Raw genomic sequence first — 19432 nt, forward strand, 5'->3', positions numbered from 1 at the left:
GGGGCGACCGTCACGGCCCGGTGTCCCTTCGGTAACCCCCCTCACAGGACGCACATATGGCGTGCGAGGATGCGGATTCCGGTAGAGAGTACCGGCGTAGAGGGGAACATCATTGAAAACAAGGAAACTGAGCCGTAAGCGGAGACGGGCGACCATAGTCACGGCGGCGGCCGCCTCGGTCGTCGCCGGCGCGGCTCTCCTGCCCAACTGGAGTGCGGGCGCGGCGAGTGTCGCCGACGACCCCACGGTCGACGCGTCGACCAAGGCCACCTTCCAGCGGCTGGCGGACGCGGTCTTCACCGACCGTACGGACGCCCTGGTCGACAACGGGAAGAGCAAGCAGACGCCCAAGGCGTCCCGGTTCTCCGGCGACGTACGGCTGTCCTCCACGCAGTCGCGGGACGAGAACGCCGCGCTGTCGCAGCTGCGGGGCCGCAAGTCCCGTCTGGCGTCGCTCGGCGAGAAGTACAGCTCGGCCGACACGAGCGTCTCGCTGGACCGTACGCGGGTGGAGGGTCGCCACGCCACGGTCGCCGTCACCGAGACCACGACCCTGACGTACAAGAAGGTCCAGGGCGGCGAGCCGAAGACCACTGGCTTCCAGGCTCACCACGAGCTGACGTTCAAGGCCGACCACAAGGGCGACTGGCAGCTCACCAAGGTCCGTGACACCGATGACGGCGTCGCGGTCAACCAGGTCGCCAGCCCGCAGGTCGCCAAGCCGGCCACCGCCGCCGACGACGCTCCGCCCGAGGCGACCCGCTCGGCCATCACGTTGCCGGCACCGGCGAAGGCGAAGAACTTCTCCGCCACCGGTTACGACTACAAGGCCATGGCGGCGTACGCGGCGAAGTACTGGAACAAGTACAACCCGGACTACCCGGACTTCAACGGTCAGGGTGCCGGCGGTGACTGCACCAACTTCGTCAGCCAGTCCCTGAAGGCCGGCGGCTGGAAGCACGTCCCCGGCTACACGAACGACTTCCACAAGTGGTTCGGCAACGCCGACATCCAGTCGGACTCGTTCGTCGGGGTCAACGAGTTCTCGTGGTTCGCCCTGTCGTCCAAGCGGGTCACCAGCCTTGCCAACGTCTACCAGCTGGACGTCGGCGACGTGCTGCAGATGGACTTCAACAAGGACGGCGAGAAGGACCACAGCATGATCGTCACGTCCCGCAGCTCGCAGGGCGTGCCGTACGTGTCGTACCACTCCACCAACACGTACAACAGGTCGGTGGCGAGCATCATCGCGTCGTACCCGAACGCGGCGTACTACGCGTACCGCACCTGAGCGGTCTGATTTCCGAGCGGGAGCCGGGCCCCGGGGTCCGGCTCCTTGCTCTGTCGGCACCGGACCACGACGGTCCGGCTTCTCGCTCTGCCGGTGGTTGCGTGTTCAGTACCGGCCGGGGCGACCGCCCGTCGGCGGGAACGCGAGGCCGGTCGGGGTGTTGAGCCCCGTGGCCGGCAGCGTGACCTGTCCGCCGCCCGTCTCCCGGACTCGTACCACCCGGTTGTTGAGACCGTCGGCCACGTAGAGGCCGCCGTGGCAGTCGAGTGCGAGCCCCAGCGGGTCGTTCAGACCGGTGACGGGAACCGTGCGCTGCCGGCCACTGCCCGCGGACACCCTCACCACGCGGTCGTTGCCGCTGTCGGAGATGAACAGGTCCCCCGCGGCGTTCAGCGCCAGTCCGGTGGGTTGGGAGAGGCCGACGGTGGGCACGGTGGTCTGGCGGCTCCCGTGCGCGGACACCTTGACGATCCGGTCGTTGACGAAGTCGGAGATGTACAGGTCTCCGCCGGGGGCCAGCGCCAGTCCCCAGGGATGCAGCAGTCCCGTGGTGGGGACGGTCGTCTGACCGCTGCCGTCAGCGGGCACCTTCACCACCCGGTCGTTGAAGCTGTCCGCGATGTAGAGGTTGCCGACCGCGTCCGCGGCGAGCCCCAGCGGGCGCGACAGGTCGGTGGTGGGCACCGTGGACTGGTCACCGCCCCTCGGAGGCAGCTTCACCACCCGGTTGGCGCCCGTGTCCGAGACAAAGAGATCGCCGGCGCCGTCCCAGGCCAGACCGGTCGGACGCACCAGGCCGTCGAGCGGGACGGTCCGCTGACCGCTTCTGTCCGAGGGCAGTCTCACCACCCGGTTGTTGCCGTAGTCGGACACGTACAGCGGGGGACGGGACCACGGGCGCACACCGCCGGCCGACGCCGCGTCCGCCGGTCCGACCGGCACCGCACAGAGCATCAGGAGGCCGGTCACGGCGGCCAGTTGCCGGGTCCATCTCCGTCTCGCGCGGTCCGCCGGGGTCGAGTGCGCGCGCGTTCGTGATCCTGCCGTGGTGCGTTCCACGACTCACCCACCTGTTCTGGACGGTCGGCCCGTTGCCGTACCGGCCCGTGGAGACGGTCGGTGCCGAGCCACGTCGTGGCGCGGCGCCATGGGTACGACGGGCGGACCCCCAAGGGCGGCACAGCCGTCCGCCGCCTGCTCCGCCCGTCAACCGCCGACCCTAGGAAGAGCGGTGCCGGGGGGCGCGGGAGCCACGCCACCGGCCCGCGCGGCGGCCACTCCAATGCCCGAGGACCCGGACGCCGCGACACCCGGCGTGCACCTGCCGCGGCTGGGGACCGGGGCTTCGTGATCCGCCCCGGCCGGCGTCCGATTCGGGGCAATTACACTGTGTCCATGACTGACGCGACGACGCCCGAGCCTCTCAACCCCGACGAGGAGGCGTTCATCCGGGCTCTGGGCCGGGTGATGGCCTTCCTGCCTCGTGTCGTCGACTCGGACATGCTCTCGGAGCAGCAGATGACCACGTCCGAGTACATGGTGATGGTGCACCTCTCCGAAGCACCGGACAGCCAGCTGCGGATGAGCGAGCTGGCCAACGAGTGCGGGCTCTCCCTGAGCGGCATGACCAGAATCGTGAACCGCCTGGAAGCCCAGTCGCTCGTGCTGCGGGTGAAGTCCCCCGAGGACGGCCGGGCATGGCTCGCCGTCCTCACCAGCTCGGGATGGACGCGGTTGAAGCAGACGTGGCCCACGAACCTCGCCAGTGTGCGGCGGCACGTCTTCTCCCGCCTGGAGGGGTGCGACGTGGCCGCCGCCACCCGGGTGCTCGACCGCATCACGTCGGACCTCTGAGGATCCGCGGCCCCGACACGTCTCGCCGCGGGCGCGGGCCCCCAGCCGGCGGGGCCGCGTCCTGCCACCCCACGGTCAGCCCCCGGCGAGCAGGTTCTCGAACGGTGTCGGCGACATGTAGGGATCCTCGACGACCGGGGTGTCCCGGCGGTCCACCTCACGCGCCAGCTCGCCGGCGGCCCGTTCCGTCCGGTCCGCGAGCGACGCCGCCGACGCGTGGCCGCCGCCCCAGTCCTCCGGCGCGGCGAAGACCCCGGTGGTCACCACAGCCGCGCGCAGACAGGAGAAGAGCGGCCGCATCTCGTGGTCGAGCACCAGCGAATGCCGTGCCGTGCCGCCGGTGGCCGCCATCAGGACGGGCTTGTCCTCCAGTACGCCCTCGTCCAGAACGTCGACGAACATCTTGAACAGGCCGCTGTACGAGGCGCCGAAGGTCGGGGTCACCACGATGAGCCCGTCCGCGCGCGCGACGGTGTCCAGCACCGGACGCAGCTCCTCGGAGGGGTATCCGGTGATCATGTTGTTCACGAGGTGATGCCCGTAGTCGCGCAACTCGACGCTCCGCACGTCGACTTCGGCACCGAGCCGCTCGAGCGCGCGACGGGTCGCGGCGGCGAGGCGTTCGGCCAGCAGGAGCGTGGAGGACGGCTGCCGCAGTCCTGCCGAGGCGACCGCGATGAGGCGCCGCTTCACGGCCGGGCCTCGCGGGCCGCCTTCAGCGAGGCGTGAGTCGGGGCGTCCGGTATCCGCGCGGGACGCCCGACCTCGAACTCCTTCCGCAGCACCTGTACGACCTCGCCCAGCATCTCGATCTGCTGGAGCACCGTGTCGCGGGGCAGCCCCAGGGCGTCGACGGCGAACAGCTGGCGTTGGTAGTCACCGTCGGCGTGCTCACGGAACTCAAGGGTGCGCTCGATGACTTGCTGCGGACTGCCCACCAACAGGGCGGTCCGGGCGGTGGTCTCCTCCAGCGAGGGACCGTTTCCCCACGCGGGTGAGTTGTCGAAGTACGGCCGGAACTCGCGGATCGCGTCCTGCGAGTTCGGCCGCATGAACAGTTGCGCGCCGAGCCCGACGATCGCCTGGTCCGCCGGCCCGTGTCCGTAGTGCTCGTACCGTCCGCGGTAGAGCCCGACCATGCGCTGCACGTGCTCCTTCGGCCACAGCACGTTGTTCTGGAAGAAGCCGTCACCGTAGTACGCGGCCTGTTCGGCGATCTCCGGGCTGCGGATGGAGCCGTGCCACACGAAGGGCGGTATGCCCTCCAGGGGCCGCGGAGTCGACGTGAAGGACTGCAGCGGTGTGCGGAACCGGCCCTCCCAGTCGACGGCTTCCTCGCGCCACAACCTGCGCAGCAGCGCGTAGTTCTCGACGGCCAGGGCGATTCCGTCACGGATGTCCTTGCCGAACCAGGGGTAGACCGGTCCGGTGTTCCCGCGGCCCATCATCAGGTCGACCCGGCCGTCCGCGACGTGCTGCAGCATCGCGTAGTCCTCGGCGATCTTCACCGGGTCGTTGGTGGTGATCAGGGTCGTCGAGGTGGACAGCACGATCCTGCTCGTCCGGGCCGCGACGTGTCCGAGCAGGGTCGTCGGGGACGACGGCATGAAGGGCGGGTTGTGGTGCTCGCCTATCGCGAAGACGTCCAGCCCCACCTGCTCGGCCAGTTCGGCGTACTCCAGAACGGCCTTGATCCGGTCGTACTCGCTGTCCTGCCGGCCGGTCGTGGGGTCGACGCCGACGTCGCCCACTCCGAAGATCCCGAATTGCATGTCGTTCCCGCTTTCCCTTGAAAAGGCCGACGCGCATCACGAAATTCGTCAGAGGCGACAGATGGCGCCGGGAACGAACCGGCTGGTGATGCTGTACCGCTGCCGGCTGTGACACCCCTGCCGAACACGGTGGACGGCCGCCGTCGCGGCCGCCCAGCTCGCCGAGTGGCTAGCGCAGGGACGCGAGAGCGTTCGACCAGCTCACGACCTGGTCCAGCATCGTGTTGAGCCCGTCGAGGTGGAGGTCGCCGGGCCGGAAGACACTGAAGTTCTCGAAGTCCGTGAACAGGGACAGCGCCACCTGCGAGCGGACGTCGGCCATCTGCAGTTCACCGGCGACGAGGCGCAGGTGCTCGACCGCGCGAGTGCCGCCCACCGAGCCGTAGCTGACGAAACCGATGGCCTTGTTGTTCCACTCGGCGTACAGGTAGTCGATGGCGTTCTTGAGCACACCGGACGTGGAGTGGTTGTACTCGGGCGTCACCATGACGAAACCGTCGAACGAGGCGATCTTGGCGGCCCACTCACGGGTGTGCGGCTGGCTGTACTGGCCCAGCGACGGCGGCATCGCCTCGTCCAGGTGCGGCAGCTTGTAGTCGAGCAGATCGACCAGTTCGAATTCGACGTCGACGCGCTGCGACGCGATCTCATGAACCCACTTGGCCACGGCCTCGCCGTTGCGGCCCGGACGGGTGCTGCCGATGATGATGCCGATTCTCGTCATGCCGTCGATCCTCAATTCGGGTACGCGCGATTGCGCGGATTTGTTTGACGAGTCAAGCATAAAATGATTGATGCAACAAGTAAATCCAGGCCGCGTGGGGTCGGAGCGGTGTGAGCCGCGGCACCCCCGGTCCGCGCGTCGGCCAGCACCGCCGGCTCTTCGGCGCGACCGCCCGGCACCTTTCAGGAACGAAGGCCGTGCAGCCGGTGGAGCAGTCGGTAGGCCCGTTGTTCCGCGGCGGCGAGTTCGGCCGGGTCGATCTCGGCCGGCCACAGTTCGCCGGCCGCGGTGTCGTCGGCTTCGCGGAGTTCCACGACGGACATGGCCAGACGCACCTGGACCACGGGAAGTGCCGGCCCGTCAGGGTCGCTCGGTGGGTCGCTCAGGGCCCGCTCGGCCTGCTCGGCCGCGCGCTTGCACGCGGCCAGCGCGCGTTCCACCCGTACCGCGGCCCGGTCGTGGACGATCAGCAGCGCGCAGCCCAGCCCCACGGCGATCCCCACGGCGCTGCCCAGCACCCGGTCGAGAACCAGCTCTCCGGCCGGGGAGGGGGCGGCCAGATCGCTCAGCAGCAGTGCGATCGGGGTGAGGAAGACGACGGCGAGGGCGTAGTTGCGGGCCGCGACGTACTCCAGCAGGAACTCCAGGACCACGATCACCAGCGCGAGCTCCACCGGCTCCGGGTGGGCTGCCAGCACTCCCAGGGCGAGCACCAGCCCCAAGGCCGTGCCCAGGGTCCGCTGCACGGCGCGCTGGGCCGTGGTGCGCAGGTTGACCGAGTGCAGAACGGCGGCCGCGGAGATCGCCGCCCAGTAGCCGTGCTCGAGGTTCAGGACAGCGGCGAGGCCGCCCGCCACACCGGTTCCCAGAGCCATGCGGAGGGCGGGAACGGCCAGGGCCGCCAGGCGGTCGGTGCCGCCGGGGCGCCCGATCAGCAGTGTCGTCGCGCGCAGGACAGCGGGATCGCCCGGTGTCGCGGACGTTCCCGTCGAGGAGGTCGAGGAGGTCGAGGAGGTCGGGGAGGTCCAGGAGGTCGAGGAGGGGATGCCGTCGTTGCGTACATCCGCTGACGGGGTCGGTGTCTCGTGCCGGCGGAGCGGTTCGGGAAGCGCCGGAGGGACGCGGCGGCGCCGGTCGGTGAGGAGGCGAGCCTGCAGGCGCAGGTGGCGAGCCGTGGCGACCGGGTCTTCGGGCGGGCGCCGTACCGAGCCGATCAGCAGGGTCCAGGAAAGGTCGGCGAGCCGCACGAAGACCGCGTCGCGGCCGGCCGCCGCTCTTCGCGTGGGTGTCGGAGGCGGCAGCCCGAGACAGTGGTACGCGTGGAGGACGGCCACCGTCGCCGCGTGCCGGGTCCGGCCCGGCACGTCGCCGACGGCGGACGCGTCCAGGAGCTCCGCGAGCTCGCGCAGGGCTGTGGCCACCGCCAGGCGCTGCGGCCGGTCGGGATGCAGCAGTCGGCCGGACACGGCCAGCAGCCAGGCGAATGCCGCCCCCGTCGCCGCGAGGGCGGTGTGCGGGAGCACCTCGGCGCCCGTGGGCGTGCCATTGGCGGCCACCGCGAACGCGAAGAGCAACAGCACCGCGCCCAGACCACTCAGGCGTGTGGCGTCACAGACGAACTTGGCCAGTCCCGCGACGACGGCCGTCGCCGCGACGGCCACCGCGGTGCCGATTCCCCCCGCCGCTCCTGAACCGGCCCACGCCGCGAGGGCCGAACCGCAGCCCACGCACGCCGTCATGGCCACGGCGACCACGGCGAGTACGCGGGCGCGGCGGGTGTAGGGCAGATCGCGGCCGAACGTGGTGGTGAAGGAACCGAGCATCGCGTACACCGCGAGGTCGGGCCGTCCCGCCTGCACGATCGGCACGCCGACCAGGCCCATGGCCAAGGCGGCCCGCACGGCGAAGAAGAGCGCTCCGTCCACGTCGTGCAGGGTCAGCGCACCGCGTGGCGAGAGCGCGCGCCCCGCGCCCACGGCCGCGTGCCGCCAGCCGCGCCAGGGCACGCGGGGGACGAATCGGCGCGAAAACGGCATGTGGCGTGTATACCCGTTCAGGCATCGTTGTGCGGCCATCCCGCTTCGAACGGGGCCGTCAGCGGGGAGACGGCCCTCGCGCTCTTTCGACCGGGACGCATCAGGATGGGAAGAGGGATCGATCGTTCCGCACGTGACAGACCTTTCCGTATCGCTCGAGGAGGCCGCTCGTGGTTGAGTCCCAAGCCGTGATCGTCCCGCCGGCCAGGGCCGCCGTGTTCCTTGTGGTCATGATCGCGCCGGGTCGCGAGGACACCGTCCGGGACCTGCTGGAGGATGTCTCGGGCCTGCGCCGCTCGGTCGCGTTCCGCGCACCCCACGACGAACTCAGCTGCGTCGTGGGCATCGGTTCGGCGGCCTGGGACCGGCTCTTCGGCGGCCCGCGTCCGCAGGGGCTCCACCCGTTCGTGGAGTTGGCGGGTGAACGCCATCGAGCCCCGGCCACCGCGGGAGACCTCCTCTTCCACCTGCGAGCACGACGTATGGACCTGTGTTTCGAACTGGCCCGGCTGATCACGGAACGGCTGCGCGGCGCGGTCATGGTGGTCGACGAAGTCCACGCCTTCAAGTACTTCGACGAGCGGGATCTGCTCGGTTTCGTCGACGGCAGTGAGAACCCCGAAGGGCAGCTCGCGCTCGACGCGGTGTTCGTCGGCGACGAGGACCCCGACTTCACCGGGGGCAGCTACGTGATCGTCCAGAAGTACCTGCACGACCTCACGGCATGGAACGCCCTGTCGTCGCAGGAACAGGAGCTGGTGATCGGGCGGACGAAGCTGGCCAACGTGGAACTCTCCGACGACGCCAAGCCCGCCGACTCCCACGTGGCACTCAACACCATCACCGACGAGGACGGCAACGAGCGCAAGATCGTGCGGGAGAACATGCCGTTCGGCACCTTCGGAGACGCCGAGTTCGGCACGTACTTCATCGGCTACGCACGTACACCCGACGTGACCGAACAGATGCTGAGGAACATGTTCCTCGGAGACGCCCCGGCCGTCCACGACCGCATCCTCGACTTCTCGACCGCGATCACCGGGTGCCTGTTCCACGTGCCGACCGCCACGTTTCTCGACGACCTTCCCGACGCTCCGGGCGGCACGTCGCCGCCGGACGGGTCGCTGGGGATCGGCAGCCTCAAAGGAGTCCGGACATGACCACGCCCGACAGCGTCACCAATCTGCACCGCGAGCTCGCCCCGATCACGCCCGGAGCATGGGCCGAGATCGAGGACGAGGCACGCCGTACGTTCCGCCGCAACCTCGCCGGCCGGCGGGTCGTGGACGTCTCCGGCCCCGAAGGCCCCGAGCTCGCGGCGGTGGGCACGGGGCATCTCTCCGGCATCGAGGCACCTGCGGCCGGTGTTCACGCACGATTGCGCGGGGCGCGGCCCCTGGTCGAACTGCGGGTGCCGTTCACGGTGAGCCGCGCGGCTGTCGACGACGTCGACCGCGGGTCCAAGGACTCCGACTGGCAGCCGGTCAAGGACGCCGCGCGCACCATGGCGTTCGCCGAGGACGCGGCCGTCTTCAACGGTTACGGGGCCGCTCGCATCGACGGACTGCGCGGGCGCACATCCAATCCCGTACTGCGGCTCCCCGCGGAACCGCGCGATTTCCCGGACGCGGTGAGCAGCGCCCTCACGGCACTGCGCCTGGCCGGTGTCCAGGGCCCGTACTCGCTGCTCCTGGGCGCCGAGGCGTACACGGCGGTCAGTGAGACCTCCGACCACGGCTATCCCGTCGCCAGCCATCTCGGGCGCATGCTCGACGGTGAGCTGATCTGGGCGCCCGCCATCGAAGGGGGCTTCCTGCTGACCACCCGGGGCGGGGACTACGAACTGCTGCTCGGTGAGGATCTCGCCGTCGGTTACACGACGCACGACGCCACCGACATCGAGCTGTACTTCCGCCAGACCCTGACCTTCCTGGTCTACACGGACGAAGCCGTGGTGGTGCTCGACCCGGCCGCGGGCACCGGGACCGCCTGACTGCGGCGGAGACAGGCAGCTCCCGGAACGCCGTTTCATCGGGTCGGGGCCGACCGGACGGTGCGATGAGGAGCCGCGAGGGCCTTCGCCCGCCGGGTCAGTCCGCCCCGAGGGCGATCGTCCGCCGTGTGGAGACTCCCGTCTTCGGCAGCCTTACGGTCAGGACTCCGTCACACAGGTCGGCCCGGACGGCTTCGACGTCGACGTCACCCGGGATCCGGATTCCGTAGGAGAACGAACCCGACCGACGGCGCAGCGCATGGCCGCGCGTCGTGTCGTCGAGCGTTCCCTGAATGTGCAGTTCCCGCCCGTCGATCTCCACGCTCACGCACGCCCGGGGGACGCCGGGAAGTTCCGCGCGCACCTGGTAGGCGTCGCCGGCGTCCTCCTCCTCGGTCAGTGGCATCCAGTGCCGCGAGGATCCGGCCGACGGCGACGATCGTTCGAGCAGACGGCTGACCTCGCCCCACAGCTGCTCCAGTTCGGCCGCCGGGTCGTGGCCGGCCGACCAGGCCGCCCGTACCGCGCTCGATCGGGTGGTGTCCGTTCGTTCACTCATCACCATGTCTCCGGTCTTCGAGAGGCCCGGATCTCCGGTCTTGGAGGGGCCCGGACCCCGGATTCGCCGACGGCGGTCAAGCGCGCACGGTTCCCGGTCCGCGGATCGATCCTCTCCGGGGTGCCGGTAGCGGGCAACTCGTCACAGCCCCCGTATCGCCGCGCTCTCCCCGGCCGGTCTCCGTTCCCCGCACGCCCGCTGTTCGATCTCCGCGCCGCTCTCCGGTTGCGGTGCGGTGGGCATCGCGCTTGGGTGAGAAGGACCTGTCGCAGCACCAGGACCTGTCATGCCGATGTCGTCGACCGCTCCCGACTCGTCCGATCCATTCAGCGGATCCCTGGACCGGCCCCTCGGCATGCCGTCCGCGTCATCGGCACCGGCGGTACGGAGAGTCCTGATCGCACGGCTCATCGAGGCCGCACCAGCACTCCCGCACCTCGGGCGGGCGGCCGGAGGACAGGCGACGCCGGATCCCGGCACCCTGACACACACGGCGCACACGGGCGTACGGACTCGGGTGCGCACTGGAGGAGGACCGACGCATGGCACACCACCACAAGTCCAACCGAGCGGTCGAGGGCAACCCGGAGGACGGCCACGGCAGGGGGCTGCCCCGGCGCCCCGACCAGGAAGATCTCGCCCAACGGACGCAACGCGACCGCAAGGACGTGGATCTGCGTACCCGTAAGTCACCTAGTCCGGAGGCCGATTACCAGGCAGAGCGGGACGAGATCGACCGTGAGGTGGGCGCGGGTGAGATCCCGGCGAGCACGGCCCCGCGGAAGGCGCGTGCCCCCTACCCGCCGACCCGTTACAAGGGCTGAACCCGAGTCCGGCCACGGATCACTCAGTCCTGTCCCCCGGGAGCCTTCCCGAGGGACACCACCACCGCCGTGATCTTCCGCTCGGGCGTTCTGTAGTGCACCGGGTCTCCGGCACGGCGGCCGAGGAGGGCGCGTCCGAGTGGACTGTCGGCCGTGACCAGCGTCTGGTCCAACTCCTCGGCCACGTCGCCGATCTGGAAGGTCTCCACCGTGCCGTCGGCGAACCGCACCGTGACCGTACTGCCCACACCGACCACATCGGTGGAGGGGCGGCCCGCGTCGGCCGCTTGACCGAGCCGTGTGGTGATCTCCGAGATGCGCGCGTCCAGGTGCTCGAGGTCGTTGGCGCGCTGCAACTCGTCGGCCTGGTCGGCGTGGTCACCGATGGTGTCGGTGTTCCGGAGGGTCGCCGCCACCGTCTGCCGTTCCGCGCGGATGTCGGCAAGCTCCTGTTCGAGGGCGCGACGGGCGGCTTCGCTGATCGGCGCGGGTTCGCTGCTCATTCCTGCTCCTGAGGGGTGGGGCGCGGGAGGATCGAAAACCGTCCATACTGCCAAGGCCGCTGGCGGGCCCGCCGGTTGAGCCTGTGAGGCGGGGGCCGGGATCTCCGGCCGGGTCGAGGACGGGCGGGCGACATGCGCGGCTCGACAGGGCAGTGGGATCGGGATGACGCGTGTAGGTCAGACCCGGGCTTCGGCGGCCGCGTCCTGGATGTCCTGTCGGCTGTGGTCCATCAGCTCGCCCAGGTCACCGATCCCGGGATCCATCTCCTCGGCGCGCGGCGCGAGCTGCCGCAGACAGGCCGTCGTGGCCAGCGCGAGGTCCACGGCCCTGTCCCTCTCCTCGTCACCGAGAAGTTCCTCGATCCTGAAGGCGATGCCGGCGAGAGTGTCGTCATCGGTTTCCGGTACGAGGTACTCCTTGAGGCCCGCCGGATAGGGCGTCCGCTCGCGGAGTTCGCGCAACGCGGTGACCACGGCGGCGTTCTCGCTGTACTGGTCGAGGAGCCCCATGAGGACGTAGAGACGGGCCACCAGGCGCGGCAGACCGGGAAAGCGGTCCAGCCAGGTCATCAGCCCCCGCTGGCCACCGAGGTGATCCGCGATCTGGGACATGACCGAGGCGTAGCTGTTGGGCTGCGACCAGTGGAAGGGCATCAGCCCCGCCATCTGCCGGGCGAGTTCCGTCTCGTCCTGCTGCGAGAGCTCACCGGCGACGAAGCCGCTGACCAGCGACCGGTCGATGCCGAACCCGGCGGGTGGCGTCCGGTGCTCCGAGGTGTGTGACAAGCCGTGGCGCAGGTGCAACAGTTCGTCGCCGATCTTGCTCAGCGGCTTCTCCCGCATAGATCCTCCAGGCCGTAGATGCTCGTCATCCCGCGTGGCCGCTCCGAAGCCCGCATCAACACCCTGCCGCCCGGGGCCGTGACACGCTCGTCTGTTGGCCCATGCGAGCTATCGCCGTGTCACCGGGCGCCGCTCCGGTGGGCCGGCGGGGAGCGTTCGGACGGGCTCGCGGCAGAGGGGGACGAGGGCGTCGCGGGCGGCCGGCGGGCGCGGTCGGTCCGCTCCCCAAGGATGGCCGGAGGGGTCTGACGACTTCGGTGTCCGGGCGCTGACCTGGGACGAGACCGTTAGAGTTCTGACGTATGAGCACCTGGTTGCCGGTCTCCGCTCTTCCGAGGCTCGCCTGCGCGGTGGTCGTCGGGGCGGTGACCGGTGTCGCCGTCGGCGTCACCGTCGACACGACGCTGGGCATTCTGGCCGGCATCGCCGCGACCGAGGCATTCTTCGTCGTGGCGGGCTGGATCGTCCTGTGGCCGATGGACGCGAAGGCGACTCGGCGCCACGCGCGACGTGAGGATCTGCGGCCCGTCGCCGAGGAACTGGTGGTCATCGCTGCTGCGGTGTGCGGCCTGGTCGGCATTGTCGTGCTTCTGATCGGCAACTCCGACCCGACGCATGCGGCGACGGCCCTTGCCGGTGTGTTCACGGCCTGGGCGGCACTGCACCTGATGTACGCCACCCGCTACGCCTACCTCTACTACCCGGAGTCGGCGGGCGGGATCGACTTCAACTCCGAGCAGCCACCGGCGTACAGGGACTTCCTCTACTTCAGTTACAACCTGGGAATGACCTACCAGGTCTCGGACACCAGCGTCTCGAGTCCGACGATCCGCGCCCTGGTGCTGCGGCACTGCCTCCTGTCGTACGTCTTCGGCACCAGCATCCTCGCCACCGCCATCAACCTCGTCGTGGGAATCGTGACCCACTGATCCGGGCCCCACCGATCTGGGCCCCACCGATCCGGAGAGGTGCCAGGACGGGTGACGCCGCGCGAATCGCCAGGTCAGGTCCCCTGTGAAATGATGGTTGGCCGAAACGCCCCGAGCGTGTCAACAGGAGGCTTCCCATGTCCTCGAAGCGACGCCGGAAGAAGAGGGCCCGCCGCAAGCACGCCGCCAACCACCGGCGACGACCGCAGTCCTGAGTACCGAGGAGCGGGGCTCACGCGGCCCTGCTCACGTCCGGGTCCGTCGTCGACGGACCCGGGACGTCACAGGCGGACGATGACAAGAGCGATGTCGTCATGGGAGCCGCGGACGAGACCGAGATCGGCCAGCAGGGCGTCCGCCAGGTGCTCCGGGCCCAAGAACCTGTGGTGCCCGAGGGCTTCGGTCAGCCTGGTCAGCCCCGCGTCGATGTCCTCGTCGCGACGCTCGATCAGTCCGTCGGTGTAGAGAACGAGGGTGTCCCCGGGACTGTAGGGCTGACCCGCCTGCGGGCGAGGAACGTGCTGGGGCCGGGCTCCCAGCGGCGGATCGACCGCCTCGTCGAGCAGCCTGCACGTCCCGTCCGGGTGCACCAGTACGGGAGGCGGATGCCCCGCGTTGCTGTAGATGATCAAATGGCTACGGGGATCCACCATCGCCTTGACGACGGTGGTGTTCAGCGCGCCCTCCAGTGAACGGGCGTACAGACCCAGCACCTCGAGTGCCTGGGCGGGCCGCTCCAGCGCCCGGATCGCGGCGCTCAGGGCGCTGCGCAGCATCCCCATGACGGCGGCCGCCTCCAGCCCGTGACCGACGACATCGCCGACCGCCACCGCGAAACGGCCGTCCGCCAGGTCGACCACGTCGTACCAGTCGCCGCACACGTTGAGTGAACCCGCGGCAGGCAGATAGCGCACCGCGACGTCCTGATGCCGGGCGAGGTCCGGCGACTGGAGCATGGCCTCCTGAAGCGTGACCGCGACCTGGCGCTCGCGGGTGTGGGCGTTGCGCAGTTCCTCGTTCAGCCGTTGGAGTTCCCGGGCCCGACCGTACAGTTCGGCCTCCAGTGCGTCCCGCTCCGTCAGGCGCTTCCCGGGCCCGCTCCACGTGTTGTACGCCTGCACGAACGCGGTCACGTCCTCCACCCGGTGGATGATCCAGGCCACCCGTCCGTCCTGCCCGATGATCGGCGTGTTGATCGGGGACCACCACCGCTCCTCGAAGCTTCCGGGACGCCCCATGACCGCGATGTCGTACCGCTGGAGCGCCATCGTGTCCGGCTCATGTGTGGCCAGCACCCGGTTCAATGACGCGCTCAGGTTCTCCACGCCGTCGGCCTCGGGGTTGTCCGGGTTGTCCGGGAAGGCATCGAAGATGCGCTGTCCGAGCAGGTTCTGTCTGCTCCGGCCCGTCGCCTCCAGATAGGCCTGGTTGACCTCCACGATCACCAGGTCCCGGCCCAGCACCAGATATGGGCTCGGTGTGGCGGCGAACAGGGCCTCGTAATCCATCCCCTGCATGTTCACCGTCTCCCTGTCCGTGCCCCTGCTGCTCGACCTGCCCTTTCACGCTACGGTCCGTCCGGCTCGGGCGCCCCTCAGCCCCCGGACGAGTCGTGGAAGCCCCGCACCGGCCAGGGGGCGGTGTCGCGGGTGTTGCCGACAGTTGAGGGCATCCATTATTTGCGTCGATCAATTCGAATTTTGCACGCAGTCATGGACTTCCTGCATCCGTGCTTCTAGCCTTCTCGCGTCCGCGCACCCCCACGAACCCCGAAGGACGCATGACTGTGACTCCTTCCGCCAGACGCAGAACGCTGCGACGCGGCATGTCCGCCTCGGTGTCGCTCGCCCTCGCCGCGGCCGGCGCCGTCGCCGCCGTGGCGCTCTCCGCTCCCGCCGCCTCCGCGGCCGGTGTCCCCGCCCCCTCACCCGTCGGGATCTCCGGCCGCGGCGCAACCGTGCCGTTCAAGGAACAGGAGGCCGAGTACGCCGCGACGAACGGCACACTGATCGGCCCGGACCGCCTGTACGGCCGACTGCCCGCGGAAGCCTCCGGCCGTCAGGCGGTGACGCTCGACGCGACCGGCGAGTACGTCGAGTTCACGCTGACGGCTCCCGCGAACGCCATGTCGTTCCGCTACTCGCTGCCGGACAACTCCGCCGGTACCGGCCGCAGCGCCACGATGGACCTCAAGGTCGACGGCAACCAGCTCAAGACCGTCCCGGTGACATCCAAGTACGGTTGGTACTACGGCGGTTACCCCTTCAACAACAACCCCGGCGACACCAACCCGCACCACTTCTACGACGAGACCCGGACCATGTTCGGCTCCACGCTGCCGGCGGGCAGCAAGGTGCGCTTGCAGGTGTCGTCCACGAGCGACTCACCGACGTTCACCATCGACCTCGCCGACTTCGAGCAGGTGGGCGCGCCGACAGGCAAGCCGTCCGGAGCTCTCGACGTCGTCAGTGACTTCGGCGCCGACCCCACCGGCGCGTCGGACTCGACCGCCAAGATCCAGGCCGCGGTCGACGCGGGCAAGGCACAAGGCAGGACGGTCTACATCCCGCAGGGCACGTACGACGTGCGCGACCACATCGTCGTGGACCAGGTGACCCTGGCGGGCGCGGGCCCCTGGTACAGCGTTCTGACCGGCCGCGACCCGTCGAACAGGGCGAAGGCCGTCGGCGTCTACGGCAAGTACGCCAACCAGGGCGGCAGCAAGAACGTCACCCTCAAGGACTTCGCCATCATCGGTGACATCCGCGAGCGAGTGGACGACGACCAGGTCAATGCCATCGGTGGCGCGTTGTCGAATTCGACGGTCGACAACGTGTGGATGCAGCACACGAAATGCGGGGCCTGGATGGACGGCCCGATGGACAACTTCACCATCAAGAACAGCCGCATCCTCGATCAGACCGCCGACGGCGTCAACTTCCACATGGGCGTCACCAACTCCACGGTCACCAACACCTTCGTACGCAACTCGGGTGACGACGGACTGGCGATGTGGGCGGAGAGCGTGCCCAACGTGAAGAACAAGTTCACCTTCAACACGGTGGTCCTGCCGATCCTCGCCAACAACATCGTGACGTACGGCGGCAAGGACATCACGATCTCCGACAACGTCATGGCGGACACCCTCACCAACGGCGGTGGCCTGCACATCGCCAACCGCTATCCCGGCGTCAACTCCGGTCAGGGCACCGCGGTCTCGGGAACCATCACGGCAGCACGCAACACCCTGATCCGGACCGGGAACAACGACTACAACTGGCAGTTCGGTGTCGGCGCGGTCTGGTTCAGCGGGCTCAACGAACCGGTCGACGCGACCATCAACGTCACCGACAGCGAGATCCTGGACAGTTCGTACGCCGCGATCATGCTGATCGAGGGGGCGACACGAGGTCTCCACTTCGACCATGTGCGGATCGACGGGGCCGGTACCTACGCCCTGCAGATCCAGGCTCCGGGCACGGCGTCGTTCAGCTACGTGACGGCCACCAACATCGGCCAGTCCAATCCGATCCACAACTGCATCGGGTCCGGGTTCGAGATCACCCGCGGTGCCGGCAACAGCGGCTGGTACGCCGACCCTCCGGTCTGCACCGGTACCTGGCCCGATCCGAAGTGGACCAACGGGGGAGTACCGGGCGGAGGCACACCGCCGCCGACGGACCCGCCCACCGACCCACCGACCGAGCCCCCGGCGGACCCCACCGTCAACCTCGCCAAGAACCGGCCTGTCACCGAAACCAGCCACACCGACGTCTACCCTGCCACCAACACCGTGGACGGCAACGCCAACACCTACTGGGAGAGCGCGAACAACGCCTTCCCCCAGTCGGTCACGGTCGACCTCGGCGCCTCCAAGGCGGTGAAGCGTGTCGTCCTCAAACTGCCCCCGGCGTCCGCCTGGGCCGGCCGTATTCAGACCCTGAGCATCCTGGGCAGCACCGACAACAACGCCTACACCACGCTCAAGTCCTCGGCGTCCTACACGTTCGATCCGGCGAGCGGGAACACCGCGACCGTCACCCTGCCCGGCACCTCCACGCGCTATCTGAGGGTCACCGTCACGGGTAACACCGGTTGGCCGGCGGCACAGTTGTCGGAACTGGAGGCATACACAGGCTAGGACGCGCCCCGACAGACCGCGGGTCTGTCGGAACACGGTCGGTGCCAGGCGCGGACCGCCGCTCGCCGACAGGAAGCGGCGGTCTCGTCCGCCGGACGGGGCGGGTCACCTCACTCGGCACGCCTGTGTGCCACATAGACGGTGTTGGCCGCGGTGCCGCCTTGGAGAGGGTTGTCGAAATCGACCACGTGCGCGGCGGTCTGCACGAACACCTCCGCGAGCACCGAGCCGAACTCGCTGTCCGGCGGGTCGTTCGACCACAGGGCGAACACACCTCCGGGATAAAGGAGTTCCGCCAGCGCGGTCAGCCCCTCCCGGCCGTAGAGCGCGGCGTGGCCGGGGTGCAGCACATGACGCGGTGAGTGGTCGACGTCCAGCAGGATCGCGTGGAAGCGACGCCCGGGACTCTCCGGGTCCAGCCCGCGCGCGGCCTCGCCGGTCCCGGCCCGCGCACCCTCCGCCTGGGGACCGTCCGCGGGTACCGGGCCGCCCGCCGCCGCGCTTCCCGCGGCCATCGCGAAGAAGTCTCCGCGCACCAGTCGGCACCGGGGGTCCGACGCCAGGCCAGCGCCGAGCGGTACGAGGCCGCGCCGGTGCCAGTCGATCACCTCGGCCAGGGCGTCGACCACGATCAGCGAAGCGACCCGCGGATCGTCCAGCGCCGCCCTGGCCGTGTACCCGAGACCGAGACCGCCCACGGCGACGTCGAGCGGGCCCTCGGGCAGTTCCGCCAGACCGAGGCGGGCCAGCTCGACCTCGCCCTCGGTGAAGAGGCTCGACATCAGGTACTCGTCGCCGAGCTTGACCTCGTACACGTCCTCTCCTGACACCGGGTGCCGGCGACGACGCAGACTGATCTCGCCCATGGGCGTCGACCGCCAGTCGATCTCCTCGAAACGTACGCTCATCCGGTGTTCTTCTCCGCTTCCTGGTCCACTGGCGGCGGGCGGTCGGGCCGCGCCACAGGTAGGTACCGTACTGGCCGGAACCGGATGATCGTGTAAGGCGAGCACCGGCCGCGCGCCTGGCATCGGAGCTCTCGGCACACGTCGTCGGCGGGACGCGCGTGCGGGACGAAAGGGAAAAGGGAAGCGGAGACAGGCCACCGCGGAGGCACTGTCGGCGAGCGGCCGGACGGGGAACGCCACACCTCGGTCGTGTCCGTCATGGCCGCGGCGCTGCCGTCCAGCAACGACAACGCCTCTGTCCGGCAGTGGAGTCGGTGCACCGGGCAGAGGCGTGGGTTCGTCGAAGCGGCCGCGTCGCCGACCGTCCGCCACGCGGTTTGCGTGCCGTGCTCCTGCTTCCGGCACCTCTCGTCGGAGCTCGGGACGCACACCGGATGAGGTCGCCGCCCGACACCTACACTGTGTTCATGGCGGACGCGATCGAGCCTGAGCAGACGATCCAGCCCCTCACCGTCGACGAGGAGGCGTTCCTGCGGGCCCTCGGCAGAGTGACGGCGACCCTGTCGCGCGCCGTCGACGCCGACATGCTCATGGACCAACCGATCAGCGGCACCGAGTACACCGTACTGGTGCACCTCTCCGAGGCCCCCGACGCCCAACTGCGCATGAGTGACCTGGCGAACACGTGCGGAATGTCGGTGAGCGGCACGACGAGAGTGGTGAACCGCCTGGAGTCGCAGTCGCTCGTGCTGCGCAAGAGGTGCCCGAACGACGGACGCGGGTGGCTCGCTTCCCTGACCACCGCGGGACGGACGCGCCTCGAGCAGGCATGGCCCACGAATCTCGCGAGCGTGCGGCGTCACGTCTTCTCACGCCTGGAGGGATGCGACATCGCCGCGGCCGCCCGACTGCTGGAGCGTATAGCCCCGCGATAGGGACGCGGGCCGCCCGGGGCCGGCCCGGTCGCGCTTCTCCCGGCCGACGAGTACGTCGACGCCCGGTCTCGCTCCGGGTCGAGGACGCGGGTGTCGGTGCCGAGACGGCAGGCGTGTCGC

The 19432-nt window shown here is 69.6% G+C and carries 18 protein-coding genes; 8 read left to right on the top strand and 10 right to left on the bottom strand.

Annotation, left to right across the window (positions count from 1 at the left end; all coding sequences use genetic code 11):
- Positions 1–112 precede the first annotated feature (112 nt).
- Positions 113–1291 (top strand): amidase domain-containing protein, encoded by a 1179-nt coding sequence (locus ACFVTC_RS26685; RefSeq protein WP_390131043.1) that lies wholly within the window; start codon positions 113–115, stop codon positions 1289–1291.
- Between the two features lie 105 nt (positions 1292–1396).
- Here ACFVTC_RS26685 and ACFVTC_RS26690 read toward each other — a convergent pair whose 3' ends face one another.
- Entirely contained in the window at positions 1397–2260 is an 864-nt protein-coding gene (locus tag ACFVTC_RS26690; protein ID WP_390131045.1) for a hypothetical protein, read from the bottom strand.
- A gap of 426 nt (positions 2261–2686) precedes the next feature.
- Between ACFVTC_RS26690 and ACFVTC_RS26695 the strand changes: the two genes are divergently transcribed.
- Entirely contained in the window at positions 2687–3145 is a 459-nt protein-coding gene (locus tag ACFVTC_RS26695; protein ID WP_390131047.1) for a MarR family winged helix-turn-helix transcriptional regulator, read from the top strand.
- A 75-nt stretch (positions 3146–3220) separates the two neighbouring features.
- On the opposite strand, the gene ACFVTC_RS26700 is transcribed toward ACFVTC_RS26695, so the two are convergent.
- The 4 genes from ACFVTC_RS26700 to ACFVTC_RS26715 form a co-directional block, all read right to left on the bottom strand.
- The gene (locus ACFVTC_RS26700; RefSeq protein ID WP_390131049.1) at positions 3221–3838 is read right to left on the bottom strand and encodes an FMN reductase; all 618 of its coding nucleotides are present in this window, start codon (positions 3836–3838) and stop codon (positions 3221–3223) included.
- Entirely contained in the window at positions 3835–4917 is a 1083-nt protein-coding gene (locus tag ACFVTC_RS26705) for a CE1758 family FMN-dependent luciferase-like monooxygenase (RefSeq protein ID WP_390131050.1), read from the bottom strand. Before ACFVTC_RS26705 ends, ACFVTC_RS26700 begins: the two co-directional genes overlap by 4 nt.
- Positions 4918–5086: 169 nt before the next feature.
- On the bottom strand, positions 5087–5641 hold the full coding sequence (locus ACFVTC_RS26710) for an NADPH-dependent FMN reductase (protein WP_390131051.1): 555 nt from the start codon (positions 5639–5641) through the stop codon (positions 5087–5089).
- A 182-nt stretch (positions 5642–5823) separates the two neighbouring features.
- Positions 5824–7677: an FUSC family protein gene (locus tag ACFVTC_RS26715; protein WP_390131053.1), complete on the bottom strand. Its 1854-nt coding sequence runs from the start codon at positions 7675–7677 to the stop codon at positions 5824–5826.
- 170 nt (positions 7678–7847) lie between these two features.
- Between ACFVTC_RS26715 and ACFVTC_RS26720 the strand changes: the two genes are divergently transcribed.
- Positions 7848–8837 carry a Dyp-type peroxidase gene (locus tag ACFVTC_RS26720; protein ID WP_390131055.1) on the top strand — a complete coding sequence of 330 codons (990 nt, stop codon included), beginning with the start codon at positions 7848–7850 and terminating at the stop codon, positions 8835–8837.
- Complete coding sequence (locus ACFVTC_RS26725) at positions 8834–9670, top strand: family 1 encapsulin nanocompartment shell protein (protein WP_390131057.1); 837 nt, start codon at positions 8834–8836, stop codon at positions 9668–9670. The genes ACFVTC_RS26720 and ACFVTC_RS26725 overlap by 4 nt, the downstream gene beginning before the upstream one ends.
- Positions 9671–9767: 97 nt before the next feature.
- Here ACFVTC_RS26725 and ACFVTC_RS26730 read toward each other — a convergent pair whose 3' ends face one another.
- Entirely contained in the window at positions 9768–10229 is a 462-nt protein-coding gene (locus ACFVTC_RS26730) for an Hsp20/alpha crystallin family protein (protein ID WP_390131059.1), read from the bottom strand.
- Between the two features lie 542 nt (positions 10230–10771).
- Here ACFVTC_RS26730 and ACFVTC_RS26735 point away from each other — a divergent pair.
- Positions 10772–11053 (top strand): hypothetical protein, encoded by a 282-nt coding sequence (locus ACFVTC_RS26735; RefSeq protein ID WP_168532965.1) that lies wholly within the window; start codon positions 10772–10774, stop codon positions 11051–11053.
- Between the two features lie 23 nt (positions 11054–11076).
- Here the strand turns inward: ACFVTC_RS26735 and ACFVTC_RS26740 are convergent, their stop codons facing one another.
- Together ACFVTC_RS26740 and ACFVTC_RS26745 are read right to left on the bottom strand one after the other, a co-directional pair.
- Entirely contained in the window at positions 11077–11556 is a 480-nt protein-coding gene (locus ACFVTC_RS26740; protein WP_390131061.1) for a GreA/GreB family elongation factor, read from the bottom strand.
- A 177-nt stretch (positions 11557–11733) separates the two neighbouring features.
- The gene (locus ACFVTC_RS26745) at positions 11734–12399 is read right to left on the bottom strand and encodes a hypothetical protein (RefSeq protein WP_390131063.1); all 666 of its coding nucleotides are present in this window, start codon (positions 12397–12399) and stop codon (positions 11734–11736) included.
- A 302-nt stretch (positions 12400–12701) separates the two neighbouring features.
- On the opposite strand from ACFVTC_RS26745, the gene ACFVTC_RS26750 reads away from it, so the two are divergent.
- Positions 12702–13328, top strand: coding sequence for a DUF1345 domain-containing protein (locus ACFVTC_RS26750; RefSeq protein ID WP_390131065.1), 627 nt, complete (start codon positions 12702–12704; stop codon positions 13326–13328).
- Positions 13329–13609: 281 nt separating this feature from the next.
- Here ACFVTC_RS26750 and ACFVTC_RS26755 read toward each other — a convergent pair whose 3' ends face one another.
- Positions 13610–14845, bottom strand: coding sequence for a PP2C family protein-serine/threonine phosphatase (locus tag ACFVTC_RS26755; RefSeq protein WP_390131067.1), 1236 nt, complete (start codon positions 14843–14845; stop codon positions 13610–13612).
- A gap of 263 nt (positions 14846–15108) precedes the next feature.
- On the opposite strand from ACFVTC_RS26755, the gene ACFVTC_RS26760 reads away from it, so the two are divergent.
- Positions 15109–17469 (top strand): discoidin domain-containing protein, encoded by a 2361-nt coding sequence (locus ACFVTC_RS26760; RefSeq protein ID WP_390131068.1) that lies wholly within the window; start codon positions 15109–15111, stop codon positions 17467–17469.
- A gap of 110 nt (positions 17470–17579) precedes the next feature.
- Here the strand turns inward: ACFVTC_RS26760 and ACFVTC_RS26765 are convergent, their stop codons facing one another.
- A complete protein-coding gene (locus ACFVTC_RS26765) occupies positions 17580–18377 on the bottom strand; it encodes a spermidine synthase (protein WP_390131069.1) in 798 nt (265 codons plus the stop codon).
- Between the two features lie 467 nt (positions 18378–18844).
- Between ACFVTC_RS26765 and ACFVTC_RS26770 the strand changes: the two genes are divergently transcribed.
- Positions 18845–19312 (top strand): MarR family winged helix-turn-helix transcriptional regulator, encoded by a 468-nt coding sequence (locus tag ACFVTC_RS26770; protein WP_390131070.1) that lies wholly within the window; start codon positions 18845–18847, stop codon positions 19310–19312.
- Positions 19313–19432: the final 120 nt, after the last annotated feature.

It is taken from the genome of Streptomyces sp. NPDC057950, assembly GCF_042887295.1.
Taxonomy (GTDB): Bacteria; Actinomycetota; Actinomycetes; order Streptomycetales; family Streptomycetaceae; genus Streptomyces; species Streptomyces kaempferi.